Below are 13,973 nucleotides of genomic sequence, written 5' to 3'. Positions count from 1 at the left end.
TCACGCGCCCTCGCGCGGCACGCCGAGCGCGTCGGACAGGGTCGCGTTGGTGTCCGCAATCGTCGTCCAATGCTCGACGAACTGGTCGCCGCGGCCGACCTGAGCGTGGAGTCCGACGCGGGCGATGACGAGCAGGCACCAGCGCAGTGCGTCGCGGCAGAATTCACGGTCCTCGAACAGCGTCTGGTAGTTCTCGACGAGGTCGCCGATTGCGAGCCCCGGCATCACGAACGACGAAGGCTGCCAGCGCGGATGCACGATTTTCGAGCGCAGATCGTACAGCTCGCGCATCTTGGCGTTAAGCCGCTTCTGCGCGGGCAAGGGCGTGCCGAACGCCTGGCGCGGCAGGTGGCTGAGCTTGTGCTCGATCGGTACGCGGTCCTTGTTTGCGAAGTCGATGACGTTGGCGAGCCCCTTCTCGCGGCCGACTTGATGGAAGAAGACGTTGAAGAAGGCCTCGGTGCCGACGAGGCTCATCAGGAAGGCCTGCAGCCCGTATTGGCGGTTGTCCTCGCCGTCGTCGGCGCTTTCGGTCATGCGGGCGAGCGCGCGGATCGCCGAGCGGAAATAGGTTTGGACGATAGCGACCGGCATTTCGAGGCGGGTCGCGGTCTCGAGCTTGACGCCATCCTTGTAGACCGCCTTGATCGATCCATCCTCGTTTAGGTCATAGACGAAGTCCGGCACGGTCTGACTCCAGCAATGCGTGTCATCGCGATCATCCTAGCAGCCGATCGCCCTCCCGCCGACCTGATCGTCGGACCTCAGCATAGTCACCGCCCAAGAAAAGTTCGCTAACAGCGAAAAAGTGCTTGCGTCCGGCGAACGCGCGTTCTAGCAGGATCACAGCGTTTGGGTAATGGAGCTGCGCTAAAGGCAGGGCGGTTCGCCGCCAGTGAAGGTCGTCCGATCTTTACCACCTGACCCCTCTTCTCGCTCGGCGCCCCGGCGTCGCGCGGAGGCGGGGCCGCGAGGCGCCGGAGAACCTAAGTTCTTCGTGTGCAGTGTGAGGCCTAGGAGCATAAACCACGACCCCGATCCGCCTCCGGATACAGTGCAGGCCACAGGCAATCCGGCCTTGTGGTTCGTCTGGAGGCACTACGATGGCAAACTTGCCTGAGAGCCCAGACGCCGGGTTGTGGGAGTACGGACGACAGACGGTCCGCCAGATCGCGAAAGCGGTGCGGCGGGGCCTGCGAGCGATCGCAAGGAACCGGGCTGTTCTCCTGGGGGTGATCAAGATGGCTTCGGCCATCGTGAAACTGATCTCCTCCATTATGGATTTGTTCCGTCACTCCTAGGCGTCATCAAGGAGGGTCAAAGTTCAGATGTTGAATGAAGCCCTTAGACTGGTGCGCGTGTTTCACGACCTGAACAAGACCCAGGTCGCTGAGCGCGTCGGCCTGTCTAAGTCTTACATCACGGAGCTGGAACGGGGTGACAAGAAGGTCACCATCGAGGTGCTTCAGAAATACGCCGACGGCTTCAACATTCCGGTGTCGTCGCTGATGTTCTTCGCCGAGCAGGCGGACGGGGCGCCGGCTGCTGACCGGGTTCGTACCGCGGTGGCCGGCAAGGTCGTGAAGATGTTGGATTGGATCGCGACGGTAACAGCCGACGATCCCGATGAAGGGGACCGGCATGGCGAGAAGGTGCGCCAAGCGCGTTAGCCTACGTGGCAGCGCGCTGTTCAAGCTGACCTCGCCGGCGCGGCTGGCCCACATCCTGTGCATCTCGCCGGGCCAGCTTGCCTATCTCGTCCGCAACGCGGAAGCGAACTACCTCGTGCGCACCGACCGCAAGACCGGCCGGCTGATCGAGGAGCCCAAGGCGTTGCTCAAGCAGGTGCATGCCCGGGTGGCCAAGCTGCTCCAGCAGATTGAGACGCCCGACTATCTGCATTCGGGGGTGCGGCAGCGATCCTATGTCACTAACGCGTCGCAGCACGGCGCTAAGGACAGCGCGGTCAAGCTCGACATCAAGAAGTTCTTTCCATCGGTGCGCGCGGCGGCCGTCTACAGCTTCTTCCACGAGCTGATGGAGTATCCCGCCGATGTCGCGAGCCGGATGACGCGGCTGCTGACGATCGGCGGGCATCTGCCGACCGGCGGCAATGCAAGCTGCATCCTGTCCTTCTGGGCCTACAAGCCGATGTTCGACGAGATCGCTGAACTGGCCGTGGCCAAAAGTTGCGCGTTCACTCTCTATGTCGACGACATGACGATCAGCGGTCGGTTTGCCAGCCGGTCGATGCAGCAGGCGGCGCGCCAAATCGTTGGCCGTCACCGGCTGCGCGCGCATAAGAACAAGGTTTTCGTGCCCAATCAGCCGCGCGTCGTCACCGGCGTCGCGGTGACGGTGCGCGGACTCGAGCTTCCGAACCGCCGGGCCAAGGCGATCGACGATGCGACGCAGGTCGTGACGCATACCGCGGACGGCTCGGCGAAGCTCGCCTTGCTCCCGGTTCTGATCGGCAGGGTCAGCGAAGCGGCGGAGATCGATCCGGCCTGGAACGGCCGCAAGACCGCCGCCGTCAATCTGCGGCGGACCCTGACCGGCCGGATCGCGACGGCCAGCCGACCGGGTGGCGGCGAGCCTCCCGCGTAGCGCGCGGGGAACCGCTGGCTGTGATGAACGATTCTGCGCCAAGTAGGAGGTGCACGAAATGGCAGATGACAGGTCGAAACGAGGCGGAGCCGACAGGCGTAAAGTTGCCGGCGGCGAAGGCTACGAAGTGAACTACTTCGCCCGCAAGCACGGCATCACGAAGGATCAGGCCGAGGGTCTGATCAAGAAGATCGGCAATGATCGCGTGAAACTGAACGCAGCAGCCGCCAAGCTCAAATAGTCGCCATCCATTTGTCATAGATTGACGTCGGGAACGACTCCGCTCCAGCGGGAGTCTATGCAGGATGAGCCAGGACGCCTAACCCAGTGGCGCGCGCCGCCACGCCCGCCAAATCCCGCACGGGCGACAAGCCAGGGCGTCGCGCACCCGTATCCGCTCTGAAACCGCCGCCCTTCCGCTCGGTCCAGCTCGCCACGCTCGTCGACACGGTGCCCACCGGGGATCGCTGGCTTCATGAAATGAAATATGATGGCTACCGGGTCCTGATCGCGGTCGGCGGCGGCGAGGCGCGCGCCTATACGCGCTCGGGCCTCGACTGGTCGGATCGCTTCGCCGACGTCGTCACGGCAGCCGCTAGACTGAAAGTCGGGTCGGCGCTGATCGACGGAGAGGCCGTCGTGCTCGACGGCGACGGCCGATCGAGCTTCCAGGCGCTGCAGGGCGCACTCAAAGGCGCACCTGGCACGATCGACTATTACGCGTTCGACCTCCTCGAACTCGACGGCGAGGACCTGACCAAGTTGCCGCTCACCGAGCGCAAGGAGAAGCTCGAGCACATCCTGCCCAAGGCGAGCAGCCGAATGCGCTACTCCGAGCATATCGTCGGCAACGGCGAGAAGCTGCTAAACCAGTTCTGCGCCGTCGGCCTCGAAGGCGTCATCTCCAAGCTCGCCACGGGCAAATATGTCGGCTCGCGGTCGGGCGGCTGGCTCAAGACCAAATGCATCAAGCGCCAGGAATTCGTGATCGTGGGCTGGACCCCCTCCGACAAGTCGCGGTCATTCCGTTCGCTGATCCTTGGCGTCCATGAGAAGAGCGAGCTTCGCTATGCTGGAAAGGTCGGGACCGGCTTCAACACCGCCGAACTGCATCGCCTGATGGAGATCATGCAGCCACTCGAGCAGACTGTCGCGACCGTGAAGGCGCCGCGCGCCGAGGTCCGCGGCGCGCACTGGCTGCGGCCGGCGCTCGTCGCCGAAATCGCCTATACCGAGATGACCAACGAGGGCACGCTCCGGCATCCGAGCTATCTTGGCCTGCGCGAGGACAAGAAGCCCGAAGCCGTGGTGCTCGAAAGTGAAAAGCCGGTCGAGGAAGCCGCCGCGCCGGCGGCATCGTCGGTCAAGATCAGCAATCCCGACCGGATCATCGATCCCGACACCGGCGTCACCAAGGGCCAGCTCGCCGACCACTATAATGCCGTCGCCGCGGTCATGCTGCCTTGGGCCGGCAGCCGCCCGATCAGCCTGGTGCGCTGCCCGCAGGGCCGCGCCAAGAAGTGCTTCTTCCAGAAGCATGACGCCGGCATGTTCGGGGACGCCGTCCGCCAGGTCGGCATTCTGGAGAAGGACGGGCACACGGAGCCCTATCTCTACGTCGATACACCCGAGGGGCTGCTGACCTGCGTCCAGATGGGAACGATCGAGTTTCATGGCTGGGGCGCGCGCATCGAGGATGTCGAAAAGGCAGACCGGCTGGTGTTCGACCTCGATCCTGACGAGGGCCTCGACTTCGAGGCGGTGCGCAAGGCGGCGTTCCACTTCCGCGACATCTCCAGTCGATCGGGCTGGAGACCTTTCCGATGGTCACCGGCGGCAAGGGCATCCATGTCATCGCGCCGTTGGTGCCGCGCGCCGAATGGCCCGAGGTGAAGAGCTTCGCGCATCGACTCGCGCAAGCCGTCGCGCAAAGCGATCCCGCCAATTTCACGGCTGCCTTGCCCAAGGTACAGCGCAAGGGCCGCATCTTCGTAGATTATCTGCGCAACCAGCGCGGCGCGACGGCGGTGATGCCTTACAGCGTCCGCGCGCGATCGGGCGCGCCAGTCGCGGCGCCGATTACGTGGAAGGAAATGGAGACGATCGACACGCCAGCCCACTGGCACGTTGGCGATGCCGCCGAGCTGGTGAAGCGCGCGGGCTCCAAGGCGCTCGCCGGCTGGGGTCGCGCCGACCAGACGTTGCCCGACCTGTGAAGATCGCCACCTACAATGTGAACGGCGTGAATGGCCGCCTGCCGGTGCTGCTGCGCTGGCTGGAGGAGGAGCAGCCCGACATCGTCTGCCTGCAGGAGCTGAAGGCGCCGCAGGAGAAGTTTCCCGAGACCGCGATTCGCGATCTTGGCTATGACGCGATCTGGCATGGTCAGAAAAGCGGGAACGGCGTCGCCATCCTGAGCCAGGTCGGCGAAATCCATGAGACACGTCGCGGCTTGCCGGGCGATCCGAACGACAGCCATAGCCGCTACATCGAGGCGGCGATCAACGGCATCCTGATCGGGGGCCTCTATCTGCCCAACGGCAATCCGCGGCCCGGCCCGAAGTTCGATTACAAGCTCAAATGGTTCGAGCGGCTGATCGAGCATGCGGCCGGCTTGCTCGAAACGGGTTTGCCGGTGATGCTCGCCGGCGACTTCAACGTCATGCCGACCGATCTCGACGTCTACAAACCCGAGCGCTGGCTCGACGATGCGCTGTTCGCGCCCGAGGTGAAAGCGGCATATTTCAGGCTGCTGGATCAGGGATGGACCGACGCGCTCCGGACGATCCATCCGGGCGAGGTCATCTACACCTTCTTCGACTATTTCCGGAACGCCTACGCCCGCAACGCGGGCTTGCGCATCGATCACCTTCTGTTGAGTCCCGCACTGGCCGACCGCCTCGTCGATGCGCAGGTCGATCGCCATGTGCGGGGCTGGGAGAAAACCAGCGACCACGCGCCGGTGTGGATCGAGCTTGCCGACAAACCGAAGCGCCGCCAGAAGCCGGCCGCGTCAAGCCAGGCGGGAGCGCCGCTTTGAAGACCGAAAGCTTCCTCCTGCCCGAGCACGACCGGGTGCCGAACAATCCCAGGCTGCCGGTGCTCCTGTATCGCGGCGCCGTCCACGTCGGATCATGCGAGGAGACGGCCAAGTCATTCGAGGCGTCGTTCGACGAGAATGGCTGGCCGCCGCAATGGCGCGACGGCGTGTATGATTACCACCACTATCACTCGACCGCCCATGAGGCGCTCGGCGTAGCGGCCGGCTCAGCGACGCTGAAGATTGGTGGGCCGGGTGGCCGCGAGATCAGCGTTGAGGCGGGCGACGCCCTCGTTCTTCCGACCGGCACCGGGCATTGCGGCGTTCGGGCAAGCGACGATTTTCTCGTGGTCGGTGCCTACCCGCAGGGTCAGGACTGGGACATCTGCCGGGAGGCACCGAGCGAAGAGGCGCGGCAGCGTATGGCTGCTTTGCCGATCCCTGACGCAGATCCTGTCGAGGGCCTCGCCGGGCCTCTCGTCGAACTGTGGAGATAATAGCTACAGCGCGGCCCCCTAGCGCAGCTGGCTGTCCTTGCTGCCGCGCCGATTGATGCCGACGCTGCGGATCGTCGCATCGCGCTTGGCCTGACACGCCACGCACGTTCGTGTACCGGGCAGCGCGGCGCGGCGGGCGGCCGGAATATCCTCGCCGCAATCGTCGCATTCATCGCTGCCTTCGCCCGCCGGCATCATGCCCCGCGCGCGCAAAACCGCGTCCTTCACGGTGTCGTCGATCTGATCCTGCACGGCGCCATCGGGCGCCCAGCCATTCGCCATCCTGTCCTCCGTATGGGCCGTGTTTTCATGAGCTTAGATAGGAACTGAAACGTCGGATTCAAAATGTCGGGAGCGTTGAACCCGCTTCACATTTTTCGCGCCGCAAACCTCTTGAAGGCCCTGCTGCGAAAATTATCTAAATTTCGCCGGGCGCCGTGTTCGGGTCCGGCGGGACATAGAGGGCGTCGGCTCTTTTGTACCGGCGCAACGCATGTCCAGATCGCTTCAATGGAGGATTTGGAAATGAGAACTGCTTTCGACTTTACCCCGTACTGCCGTTCGACCGTCGGCTTCGACCGGCTGTTCAACCTGCTTGAAACCGGTCTTCGCGAGGACGACGGCTATCCGCCCTTCGACATCGTCAAGGAAGGCGAGGACAGCTACCGGATCACGCTGGCGGTCGCGGGCTTCGCGCCGTCCGATATCGAGATCGTCGCGCAGCAGAACCAGCTGACCGTCACCGGCAAGCGCGCCGATGATGATGGACAGGGCGATTACCTGCATCGCGGCATCGCGACGCGCGCCTTCGAGCGTCGCTTCCAGCTCGCCGACTTCATCGAGGCCGGCGATGCCGGCTTCGAGAACGGCCTGCTTTCGATCGCGCTGAAGCGCGTGGTTCCCGAAGCCATGAAGCCCCGCAAGATCGAGATCGGCGGCGCACCCGCCGCGAACGATCGGCTCGAGGGTCCGAATGACGAGGGCCGCGAGGCGGCCTGATCGTCAGGCCGGCCGGTGCCGCTTTATGCGGTGGCCGGCCGGCTAGCTTATTGGCTCATCTCATCTGCCAGCCAGCGTCCAGTTGCTGCGATGACGTGGAGCGGCTCGCGATCATGCAGTGGCCTTCCGGCCAAAATCCAACGCCTTTCGATGCTACCCCAAGATCGAGCGCCGATACGCTAAGCTATTAAAATATTTTAAGAATTAGCACGCTGTTCACGGAAGGTATTTGTTAGCTGCCCTACACATGATCCCTGCCACACCGGCGGCTGGAGTATATTCATGCGTAGATTTCGCCGTAAGGCTCTAATGGTTGGGCTCGCAACGACGACCTTGCTTCTCGCCGGTTGTGCGACTGAAACCCGCTTTCGGCCCGCGACGGGCCATGGCTTCGATCGTGCCGGCTACAGCGAACGGCAAATCGAGCCAAATCGTTATCTCGTCAACTTCGCCGGCAACAGCGTCACCTCCCGCGACACCGTGGAGCGCTACCTGTTCTTTCGCGCGGCGCAGTTGACCCTCGAAAAGGGGTATGACTACTTCGTTACGGTGGATCGGGACACCGATCGCCAGACGCAGACCTACACCACCGGCAGCATCGGGGGGGCCGGCTACGGATATGGTGGCCTCGGTGCTGGCTGGGGCCCGTCTTGGCGCTATTATGGACGGTTCGGTGGACGTGGTCCCGCGTGGGGAGGATGGGGAGCCTGGGGCGGCGGTTTCAACGATTTCGATATTCACACGGTCGATCGTTTTGAAGCGACTGCCCAGGTCGTCATGAGACGAGGCCCGATTCCCCAGAACAACATCCGCGCCTTCGATGCGCGCCAGATCGTCAGCACCCTCGGGCCGACTGTTCAACTACCGGCGGATCGACGCTAAGCGACTTTTTCCCCCCGATCAGGAAGGCCGACCTGGTCGGGGACGCGGGGAGCGGCGGCGGCGCGGGCTGCAAGCCAGCACCGACCAGTGGCAATTCCGACGGACTTCGCGAACAACCCAGTCGCGTCCCGTGGCCTTGAGAAAGCGCTGCTGTATCCGCGCAGCGTGTTGGGCGAAATCTGGAAAGTCGATGCGGTGGTGTGCGAGTACCAGGAAGCCCCGATGCTTCAGGGCCGCCGCCGCATCCTGAGCAGTTCGGCGCATCGCCAAGGGCGCCAGGTAATAGAGAAGTTCCGCAACCACGATGATGTCGTAACGCTGACGTGGCAGGTGGGCTGGAACCGCGAGCCTGATGGCACGCGCGCGGGGCGAGCGGGACCGGATGGCTTTGGCGACCAGAGCAGTTCCGCTCGACGTGGCCTCGGTTGCATCGAGGCGGAGCGCTCGCGGGGCTATCGCCGCACTGTTAGACCCATTTCCCGCGGCAAGTTCGAGAACACGCCCCCAAGGGCCCGGTCCCATCGCATGAAGGATCGCTTGCCGCTTGAGGGCTTCGTCAGGATCGTCGAAAGTTCGCCAAGGATCGCTGTCGGCGTCGAACTTGGCCGCAAAGCCCGCGAGAGTAATTGGACGCATCAGAAGGCGACGAACGTCTCGGCGGGCCGAGCGAAGGCTGCGATCTGCGTGGGCGACATCGCAAATCCCAACGGATCGTCGACGATCCGGCCGGTCTGCGTGCGGTAATTGCGGATGGCGCTGCGCTTGGCGAAGCGCTCGCGAGCGGTCAACATAAACGTCCGGGCAAACCGGAGGCCGGAGCCGGCGGGCCACACCGGGTAGGCCAGCCGCCTGACACCCGCCACGCGCAGGGTTGCTACGCACATGGCCACCGCGCGGTGATCGGGATGATCGTCAGTCGGCGCGGGCGAGATCACCAGCAGAGGCTTTGGCGCACGGCGCACTTCGCGCCCGACGAGCCGCGTCACGTTACTCAGCGCCTCAGCCAATCCACCGTCCGGCAGCTCCAAGAAGGTCAAGGCGGGCGCATATACGCCGATCCGTCGGGCAGCATTGCGCGTTTCGCGGCGACGCTCCCTAATCAGCCTCGCGCTTGGCCAAGACCGGCTGTCTCGATGCGATCCGGCCCCGTCGGAGACTACGACGACGCGTACGTTCGCGCCGCGACGACGCATCCGCGCCATCAGACCGAAAGCACCGATGGTCTCGTCATCGGGATGAGGGGCGATCACGAGCAGGGTCCGCGTAAGGCTGATGTGCAGCCTCAAAGAGCAGCCCTTAGCGTTCCTGCGGCAACCGCCGCCCCAACGTTCATGCGCTGCATATCGGGCGCGGGCTGGCGCAGATACATGGAAAGATCGGCTATCGTTGCCGATAGCGGGTGGTCGACGAACAGCGCTTGAGCACCTACCGCCTCCTGGGCGATCCGCAACGCCTCCCCTCCGGCTTGGTAGACCGCATCGCGGGCGGCCGCGACCATTGGCAACCTCGTTGTCTCGCTCAGGAACCAAGCCGATGCTGCTGCCCGTACTGCGCTGGAGGCGGCCTGCGCGAGTGCAAACAGCGCCGCCAGCCGACCGGACTGATGCGGGTCCCCGGATCGACCCACGGCGGTGAGATGATCGCGGGTACCGTCAAGAAGCGCGGCGATGCCGCCGGCCTGAACAGCCGTGAAACGGAGCGCACCTCCACTGAACCAAGGTTCCCGGACATAATCGCCAGGCATCCCGATCAAAGCGTCGGGCGATACCGAAACGTCTTGCCAGCGGACGATATGCGTTTCCGATCTTTGCATACCGACGACCCGCCAGAAGGTGCGATCGATCACCGGCGGGGCCTTAGCCAGATCGAGCAGGATCAGCTGGCGCCCTCCCTCGTGTTCAGCGGTGACGAGCGCATGTGACAGGATCCCTGCGCCGGAAGCAAAACTCTTACCACCGGTCAGTTGCCCATTTCTCAGCAGCAGAGGTTCACCCGACAACTCCGCGTTCCAGACACCTAACGCGCTATGCGAAGCTAGGGCTTTGCTTAGCGTGTTTCGCTGCGCCTGCGTCCCATAACGGGTGACGATCTGAACTGCATCGACGTGGCCCTCAAAAAGGCTACCAAGCGGAAGATCCTCCCGCCCCGTCTCATAGAGCAGACGGAGCAGCGACAGCAGGTCACCGGGGCTGGTCGGGTCTTTCGCAGATGCAAGTTGCGCGCCCCGTTCGACGATGGCAGCGCGCAAGTCGATCATGCCGCTTCTCGCAATCCAATAATTCGCGCCAGTTCGACCTCGGCTGTAGGCAACGACACGCTGCGCATGCCAGCCGGGGCTTCCGGCACGATGCGCATCGCGAACGCTTCCGCATTCGGACAATCTCGCCGCACGCCGCGCACATGATCTCGTGTGAAGCCGAGAGCAGCCTCAAGCGATGCTGGCCTCTCGTCATCATAGGCCGCCCGAGCAATGGCCTGCATCGCATATTGCCACGCCGCATCGGCTGGGTGCGTCACCTCGATGTTCGCCGCAGCTCCCTCATCAAGCTCGCGTAGCGCCGAAGCGAGTCCGCCGGTCGCCCGACCTTCACGCCGGTCCGAGGTATAAACCACGCTGGCCGCATCGCGTCGGACGCGCAGCCCGGCGCGGGACGCATCATCGACGAGCTTGGCATCTTCACCGCTTGGCACAGGGGTGAAGCCTCCAAGCATTTCATAGGCTCGAAGACGTATCCCCAGGTTGGCGCCGCCGCAGAAATGGTGTGTGCGATTTGCCTCCCAGGATACCGGGTCGAGTCGGCGGCGCAGGGCAAACAGCTCGTCGTAATAAAATTCGAGGCGATCTTGCAGCTGGCTCGGCCGCACACTTTGCCGTTTGATGCGGCCTGCGACGACGTCTGACCCTGCGAGCGCCGAGACCATTACGCGCAACCAATCTCTCGCGGGCGCCGTGTCTGAGTCGGTAGTCAAAAGCAAGCCATCGCGGGCCGACAAGGCGGCCTGGCCCATTGCCATCGCACGATGGCGCGCGCGTCCGGCGTTAGCGTTCACCGAGATCGCGTCGGCGATGTCGATTTGATGACGGGATCGCGCCCGATAGCTTGCGGCTAGTGCGACGCTGTCGTCGGTACAGGCGTCGAGGAGCAAGCAAATCGTTATTTTTTGGTGCCGCGTGGTCTCGAGCAGCTCCAAAGCTCCGAACAGGTTCGGCAGCTCGTCAGCTTCATTACGAGCGGGAACGCAAATGGCGATCTGTTGCAGTGACTTTCACCTTGCGGAGTGGACGGTTTCCGCCACACGAGGCGGAGGTGGAAGTATCGAGCTGCCTCGCCGGGAAGATTCCCGCTCGTTTTGGCGAGTTCAATCGGTCTGGATCCCTGCGGAAATTCGGTGGCCTATGTGGTAGATCGTCAGGTGAATTCTTGGGGTACTAACGCTCGGCCATCGAAATGGTTGGCTAGCGCCAAATTGGGAAAAGCCGGTGCGCGCTGGCAACTCGGTAAAGCTGTGCCAAAAATCTTTGTGCCACGTAAGGCCTTGATACGCAGCAGACCTCAATAGTGCAAATAGGCTCAAAAGAAATTGATATGTATCAATAAGACGAATTCCATTCTTCATTTAGCACTGACGCCTAGTTGTTCCGTAACCCTTAAAATATAAATCGCTGGGGGTGGCTGGCTCAGTCGTCCATCTCTGCAGCAAATGGAGAATGACGCGTGGCGAAGAGCAGCACTAAAGCGAATTCTGGGAAGTTAAAGGGCGAGTCGCCGATCAAGGTGCCGCCGCTTCCGCCTGGCAGCGATCTCCCTACAAGCTTCGCAGAACCGCAGGGTTCTGGCGGCGAAACACATCAGAGCACGGCCGATGCGGCGCTGACGATGACGACGCAGCAAGGCGTTCCAGTCGCGGATGCCCAGAACAGCCTCAAGGCCGGTCCGCGCGGTCCGACCTTGCTGGAAGACTTCATTCTCCGCGAAAAGATATTCCACTTCGATCATGAACGCATCCCTGAACGCGTCGTGCATGCGCGCGGTTACGGCGCGCATGGCGTGTTCGAACTTACTGACAGCTTAGCAGAATACACCCGCGCCGACGTGCTGAGCACCGTCGGCCAGCAAACCGAGGTGTTCGTCCGCTTCTCCACCGTCGCCGGCAACAAGGGCTCATCCGATCTTGCGCGCGACGTGCGCGGATTTTCGGTGAAGCTCTACACCAAGCAGGGCAATTGGGACATCGTCGGCAACAACATCCCGGTCTTCTTCATCCAGGACGCGATCAAGTTCCCAGACCTCGTCCATGCGGTGAAGGATGAGCCCGATCGCGGCTTTCCCCAGGCGCAAACCGCCCACGATAACTTCTGGGACTTCGCCAGCCTCTCGCCCGAGGCGTGGCACATGATCATGTGGATCATGTCCGATCGCGCGATCCCGCGCTCGTTCCGCACGATCGAGGGCTTCGGCGTCCATAGCTTCCGTCTGGTCAATGCGGAGGGCAAATCGACCTTCGTCAAATTCCACTGGAAGCCGCGCCAGGGCCTGCAGTCGGTGGCGTGGAACGAGGCGGTCAAGATCAACGGCGCCGACCCCGATTTCCACCGCCGCGATCTGTGGCAGGCGATCGAGAGTGGCGATTTCCCGCAATGGGATTTGGGCGTTCAGCTGTTTGATCAGGAGACTGCGGACAAGCTGCCCTTCGATCATCTCGATGCGACCAAGCTGATACCTGAGGAAGACATCCCGGTTCGGATCATCGGCACGATGACGCTCAACCGCAACGTCGACAATTTCTTTGCAAGCACCGAGCAGGTCGCCTTCTGCACCGCGAACGTGCCGCCGGGCGTCGACTTCTCCGACGATCCGCTGCTGCACGGCCGGAACTTCTCCTACCTCGATACGCAGCTGAAGCGTCTGGGCGGGCCGAACTTCACGCACATTCCCGTGAACGCACCACGCTGCCCGGTGATGAATTTCCAACAGGACGGGCACATGGCGATGCGCAACCCCATCGGGCGCGTCAACTACGAGCCCAATAGCTGGGGCGCCGAGGGAGGACCGCGCGAGAATCCCGAGGCGGGCTTCGTCAGCTTCCCGGCGGAGACGCAAGGGAACAAGCAGCGTATCCGATCGGAGACCTTCTCCGATCACTATAGCCAAGCACGCCAATTTTTCGTCAGTCAGCAGCCGATCGAGCAGAAGCATATCGGCGATGCGCTGGTGTTCGAGCTGTCGAAGGTGGAGCGGGTCGACATCCGCGCGCGCGCCGTTTCGCACCTGCGCAACGTCCATGACGATCTCGCGGCTACCGTCGCGGACGGGCTCGGCATGGCGCTGCCCGATGCGGCCAAGGCAACCAGACCTACGCTCGACCTGCCACCGTCCCCGGCGCTCAGCATTCTCGGCAATGGCCCGGACAGCTTCAAGGGCCGTAAGATGGGCATCTTTCTGACCGACGGTTCGGAAGCGGCGCTGTTCACCGCGCTGACCGACGTGCTCGATGCCGAGGGCGCGGTCTGGGAGGTCGTCGCGCCGAAGATCGGGGGTGTTACACTCGACGACGGCATGGCGGTAGCGGCCAAGCAGAAGATCGACGGCGGCCCGTCGGTGCTGTTCGATGCCGTCGCCGTGCTGCCATCGGCTGACGGCGTACAGATGCTGGTTAAGGACGGGGCATCGAAGGATTTCGTCTCGGATGCCTTTGGGCACTGCAAGTTCATCGGTGTCGGCGCGAATGCCAAGCCTTTGTTCGATGAAGCACGGGTTCCGCCCGAACTGGACGACGGCTGCCTTCCGCTAGCCAAGCCGGCGGATGCCAAGGCCTTCGTCGCTGCTTGCCGCGCGCTGCGCTTCTGGCCTCGCGAGATGACAGTCGATCTCGACGCGGCATCCATCAAAAAGAGCTGATGAGCGGGTGCCTGATCTCTTGTTGGGTGAGGTCGGCACCATCGCTTC

General features: G+C 63.2%; 14 protein-coding genes and 1 pseudogene. 10 read left to right on the top strand and 5 right to left on the bottom strand.

Features of this window, described 5'->3' with window-relative positions:
• On the bottom strand, positions 1-687 hold the full coding sequence (locus tag K8P63_RS16035; protein WP_223797015.1) for a hypothetical protein: 687 nt from the start codon (positions 685-687) through the stop codon (positions 1-3).
• Between the two features lie 641 nt (positions 688-1,328).
• On the opposite strand from K8P63_RS16035, the gene K8P63_RS16030 reads away from it, so the two are divergent.
• From K8P63_RS16030 to K8P63_RS16000, 6 genes and pseudogenes are all read left to right on the top strand, one after another.
• Positions 1,329-1,670, top strand: coding sequence for a helix-turn-helix domain-containing protein (locus tag K8P63_RS16030; RefSeq protein WP_223797014.1), 342 nt, complete (start codon positions 1,329-1,331; stop codon positions 1,668-1,670).
• On the top strand, positions 1,642-2,607 hold the full coding sequence (locus tag K8P63_RS16025; RefSeq protein ID WP_223797013.1) for a reverse transcriptase family protein: 966 nt from the start codon (positions 1,642-1,644) through the stop codon (positions 2,605-2,607). Before K8P63_RS16030 ends, K8P63_RS16025 begins: the two co-directional genes overlap by 29 nt.
• Before the next feature lie 58 nt (positions 2,608-2,665).
• Positions 2,666-2,848: a DUF3606 domain-containing protein gene (locus K8P63_RS16020; RefSeq protein ID WP_223797012.1), complete on the top strand. Its 183-nt coding sequence runs from the start codon at positions 2,666-2,668 to the stop codon at positions 2,846-2,848.
• A 239-nt stretch (positions 2,849-3,087) separates the two neighbouring features.
• Positions 3,088-4,823, top strand: a pseudogene (ligD, locus tag K8P63_RS16015) (DNA ligase D).
• Complete coding sequence (xth, locus tag K8P63_RS16005) at positions 4,820-5,647, top strand: exodeoxyribonuclease III (RefSeq protein WP_223797009.1); 828 nt, start codon at positions 4,820-4,822, stop codon at positions 5,645-5,647. Before ligD ends, xth begins: the two are co-directional and overlap by 4 nt.
• The gene (locus K8P63_RS16000; protein ID WP_223797008.1) at positions 5,644-6,144 is read left to right on the top strand and encodes a cupin; all 501 of its coding nucleotides are present in this window, start codon (positions 5,644-5,646) and stop codon (positions 6,142-6,144) included. Before xth ends, K8P63_RS16000 begins: the two co-directional genes overlap by 4 nt.
• 18 nt (positions 6,145-6,162) lie before the next feature.
• Here the strand turns inward: K8P63_RS16000 and K8P63_RS15995 are convergent, their stop codons facing one another.
• The gene (locus tag K8P63_RS15995; protein WP_223797007.1) at positions 6,163-6,426 is read right to left on the bottom strand and encodes a DksA/TraR family C4-type zinc finger protein; all 264 of its coding nucleotides are present in this window, start codon (positions 6,424-6,426) and stop codon (positions 6,163-6,165) included.
• A 243-nt stretch (positions 6,427-6,669) separates the two neighbouring features.
• Here K8P63_RS15995 and K8P63_RS15990 point away from each other — a divergent pair, with 243 nt between their 5' ends.
• The 3 genes from K8P63_RS15990 (at position 6,670) to K8P63_RS15980 (ending at position 8,769) form a co-directional block, all read left to right on the top strand.
• Positions 6,670-7,143 (top strand): Hsp20 family protein, encoded by a 474-nt coding sequence (locus K8P63_RS15990; protein WP_223799850.1) that lies wholly within the window; start codon positions 6,670-6,672, stop codon positions 7,141-7,143.
• 309 nt (positions 7,144-7,452) lie between these two features.
• A complete protein-coding gene (locus K8P63_RS15985; RefSeq protein WP_223797006.1) occupies positions 7,453-8,025 on the top strand; it encodes a CC0125/CC1285 family lipoprotein in 573 nt (190 codons plus the stop codon).
• A gap of 87 nt (positions 8,026-8,112) precedes the next feature.
• On the top strand, positions 8,113-8,769 hold the full coding sequence (locus tag K8P63_RS15980) for a hypothetical protein (protein WP_223797005.1): 657 nt from the start codon (positions 8,113-8,115) through the stop codon (positions 8,767-8,769).
• Here the strand turns inward: K8P63_RS15980 and K8P63_RS15975 are convergent.
• Genes K8P63_RS15975 through K8P63_RS15965 form a run of 3 tightly spaced genes read right to left on the bottom strand, consistent with a single transcriptional unit; the run spans position 8,661 to position 11,217 of the window.
• Positions 8,661-9,311: a PIG-L deacetylase family protein gene (locus K8P63_RS15975; RefSeq protein WP_223797004.1), complete on the bottom strand. Its 651-nt coding sequence runs from the start codon at positions 9,309-9,311 to the stop codon at positions 8,661-8,663. The genes K8P63_RS15980 and K8P63_RS15975 overlap by 109 nt on opposite strands.
• On the bottom strand, positions 9,308-10,282 hold the full coding sequence (locus K8P63_RS15970) for an acyl-CoA dehydrogenase (RefSeq protein ID WP_223797003.1): 975 nt from the start codon (positions 10,280-10,282) through the stop codon (positions 9,308-9,310). The genes K8P63_RS15975 and K8P63_RS15970 overlap by 4 nt, the downstream gene beginning before the upstream one ends.
• Positions 10,279-11,217, bottom strand: a complete 939-nt coding sequence (locus K8P63_RS15965; RefSeq protein WP_263282653.1) for a glycosyltransferase — start codon at positions 11,215-11,217, stop codon at positions 10,279-10,281. Before K8P63_RS15965 ends, K8P63_RS15970 begins: the two co-directional genes overlap by 4 nt.
• A gap of 524 nt (positions 11,218-11,741) precedes the next feature.
• On the opposite strand from K8P63_RS15965, the gene K8P63_RS15960 reads away from it, so the two are divergent.
• The gene (locus tag K8P63_RS15960) at positions 11,742-13,925 is read left to right on the top strand and encodes a catalase (protein ID WP_223797002.1); all 2,184 of its coding nucleotides are present in this window, start codon (positions 11,742-11,744) and stop codon (positions 13,923-13,925) included.
• Positions 13,926-13,973 lie beyond the last annotated feature (48 nt).

Source organism: Sphingomonas nostoxanthinifaciens (assembly GCF_019930585.1).
In the GTDB taxonomy this organism is placed as follows: domain Bacteria; phylum Pseudomonadota; class Alphaproteobacteria; order Sphingomonadales; family Sphingomonadaceae; genus Sphingomonas_I; species Sphingomonas_I nostoxanthinifaciens.
The sequence above is the reverse complement of the archived record's forward strand: the minus strand, read 5'-3'. Positions and strand labels throughout refer to the sequence as shown.

Bases quoted from the DNA above. Each gene is read 5' to 3' on its own strand.
- K8P63_RS15985 (WP_223797006.1), top strand. From the start codon at position 7,453: ATGGTTGGGCTCGCAACGACGACCTTGCTTCTCGCCGGTTGTGCGACT.
- K8P63_RS15995 (WP_223797007.1), bottom strand. From the start codon at position 6,426: ATGGCGAATGGCTGGGCGCCCGATGGCGCCGTGCAGGATCAGATCGAC.
- K8P63_RS16030 (WP_223797014.1), top strand. From the start codon at position 1,329: ATGTTGAATGAAGCCCTTAGACTGGTGCGCGTGTTTCACGACCTGAAC.
- K8P63_RS15970 (WP_223797003.1), bottom strand. From the start codon at position 10,282: ATGATCGACTTGCGCGCTGCCATCGTCGAACGGGGCGCGCAACTTGCA.
- K8P63_RS16020 (WP_223797012.1), top strand. From the start codon at position 2,666: ATGGCAGATGACAGGTCGAAACGAGGCGGAGCCGACAGGCGTAAAGTT.
- K8P63_RS15990 (WP_223799850.1), top strand. From the start codon at position 6,670: ATGAGAACTGCTTTCGACTTTACCCCGTACTGCCGTTCGACCGTCGGC.
- K8P63_RS16025 (WP_223797013.1), top strand. From the start codon at position 1,642: ATGGCGAGAAGGTGCGCCAAGCGCGTTAGCCTACGTGGCAGCGCGCTG.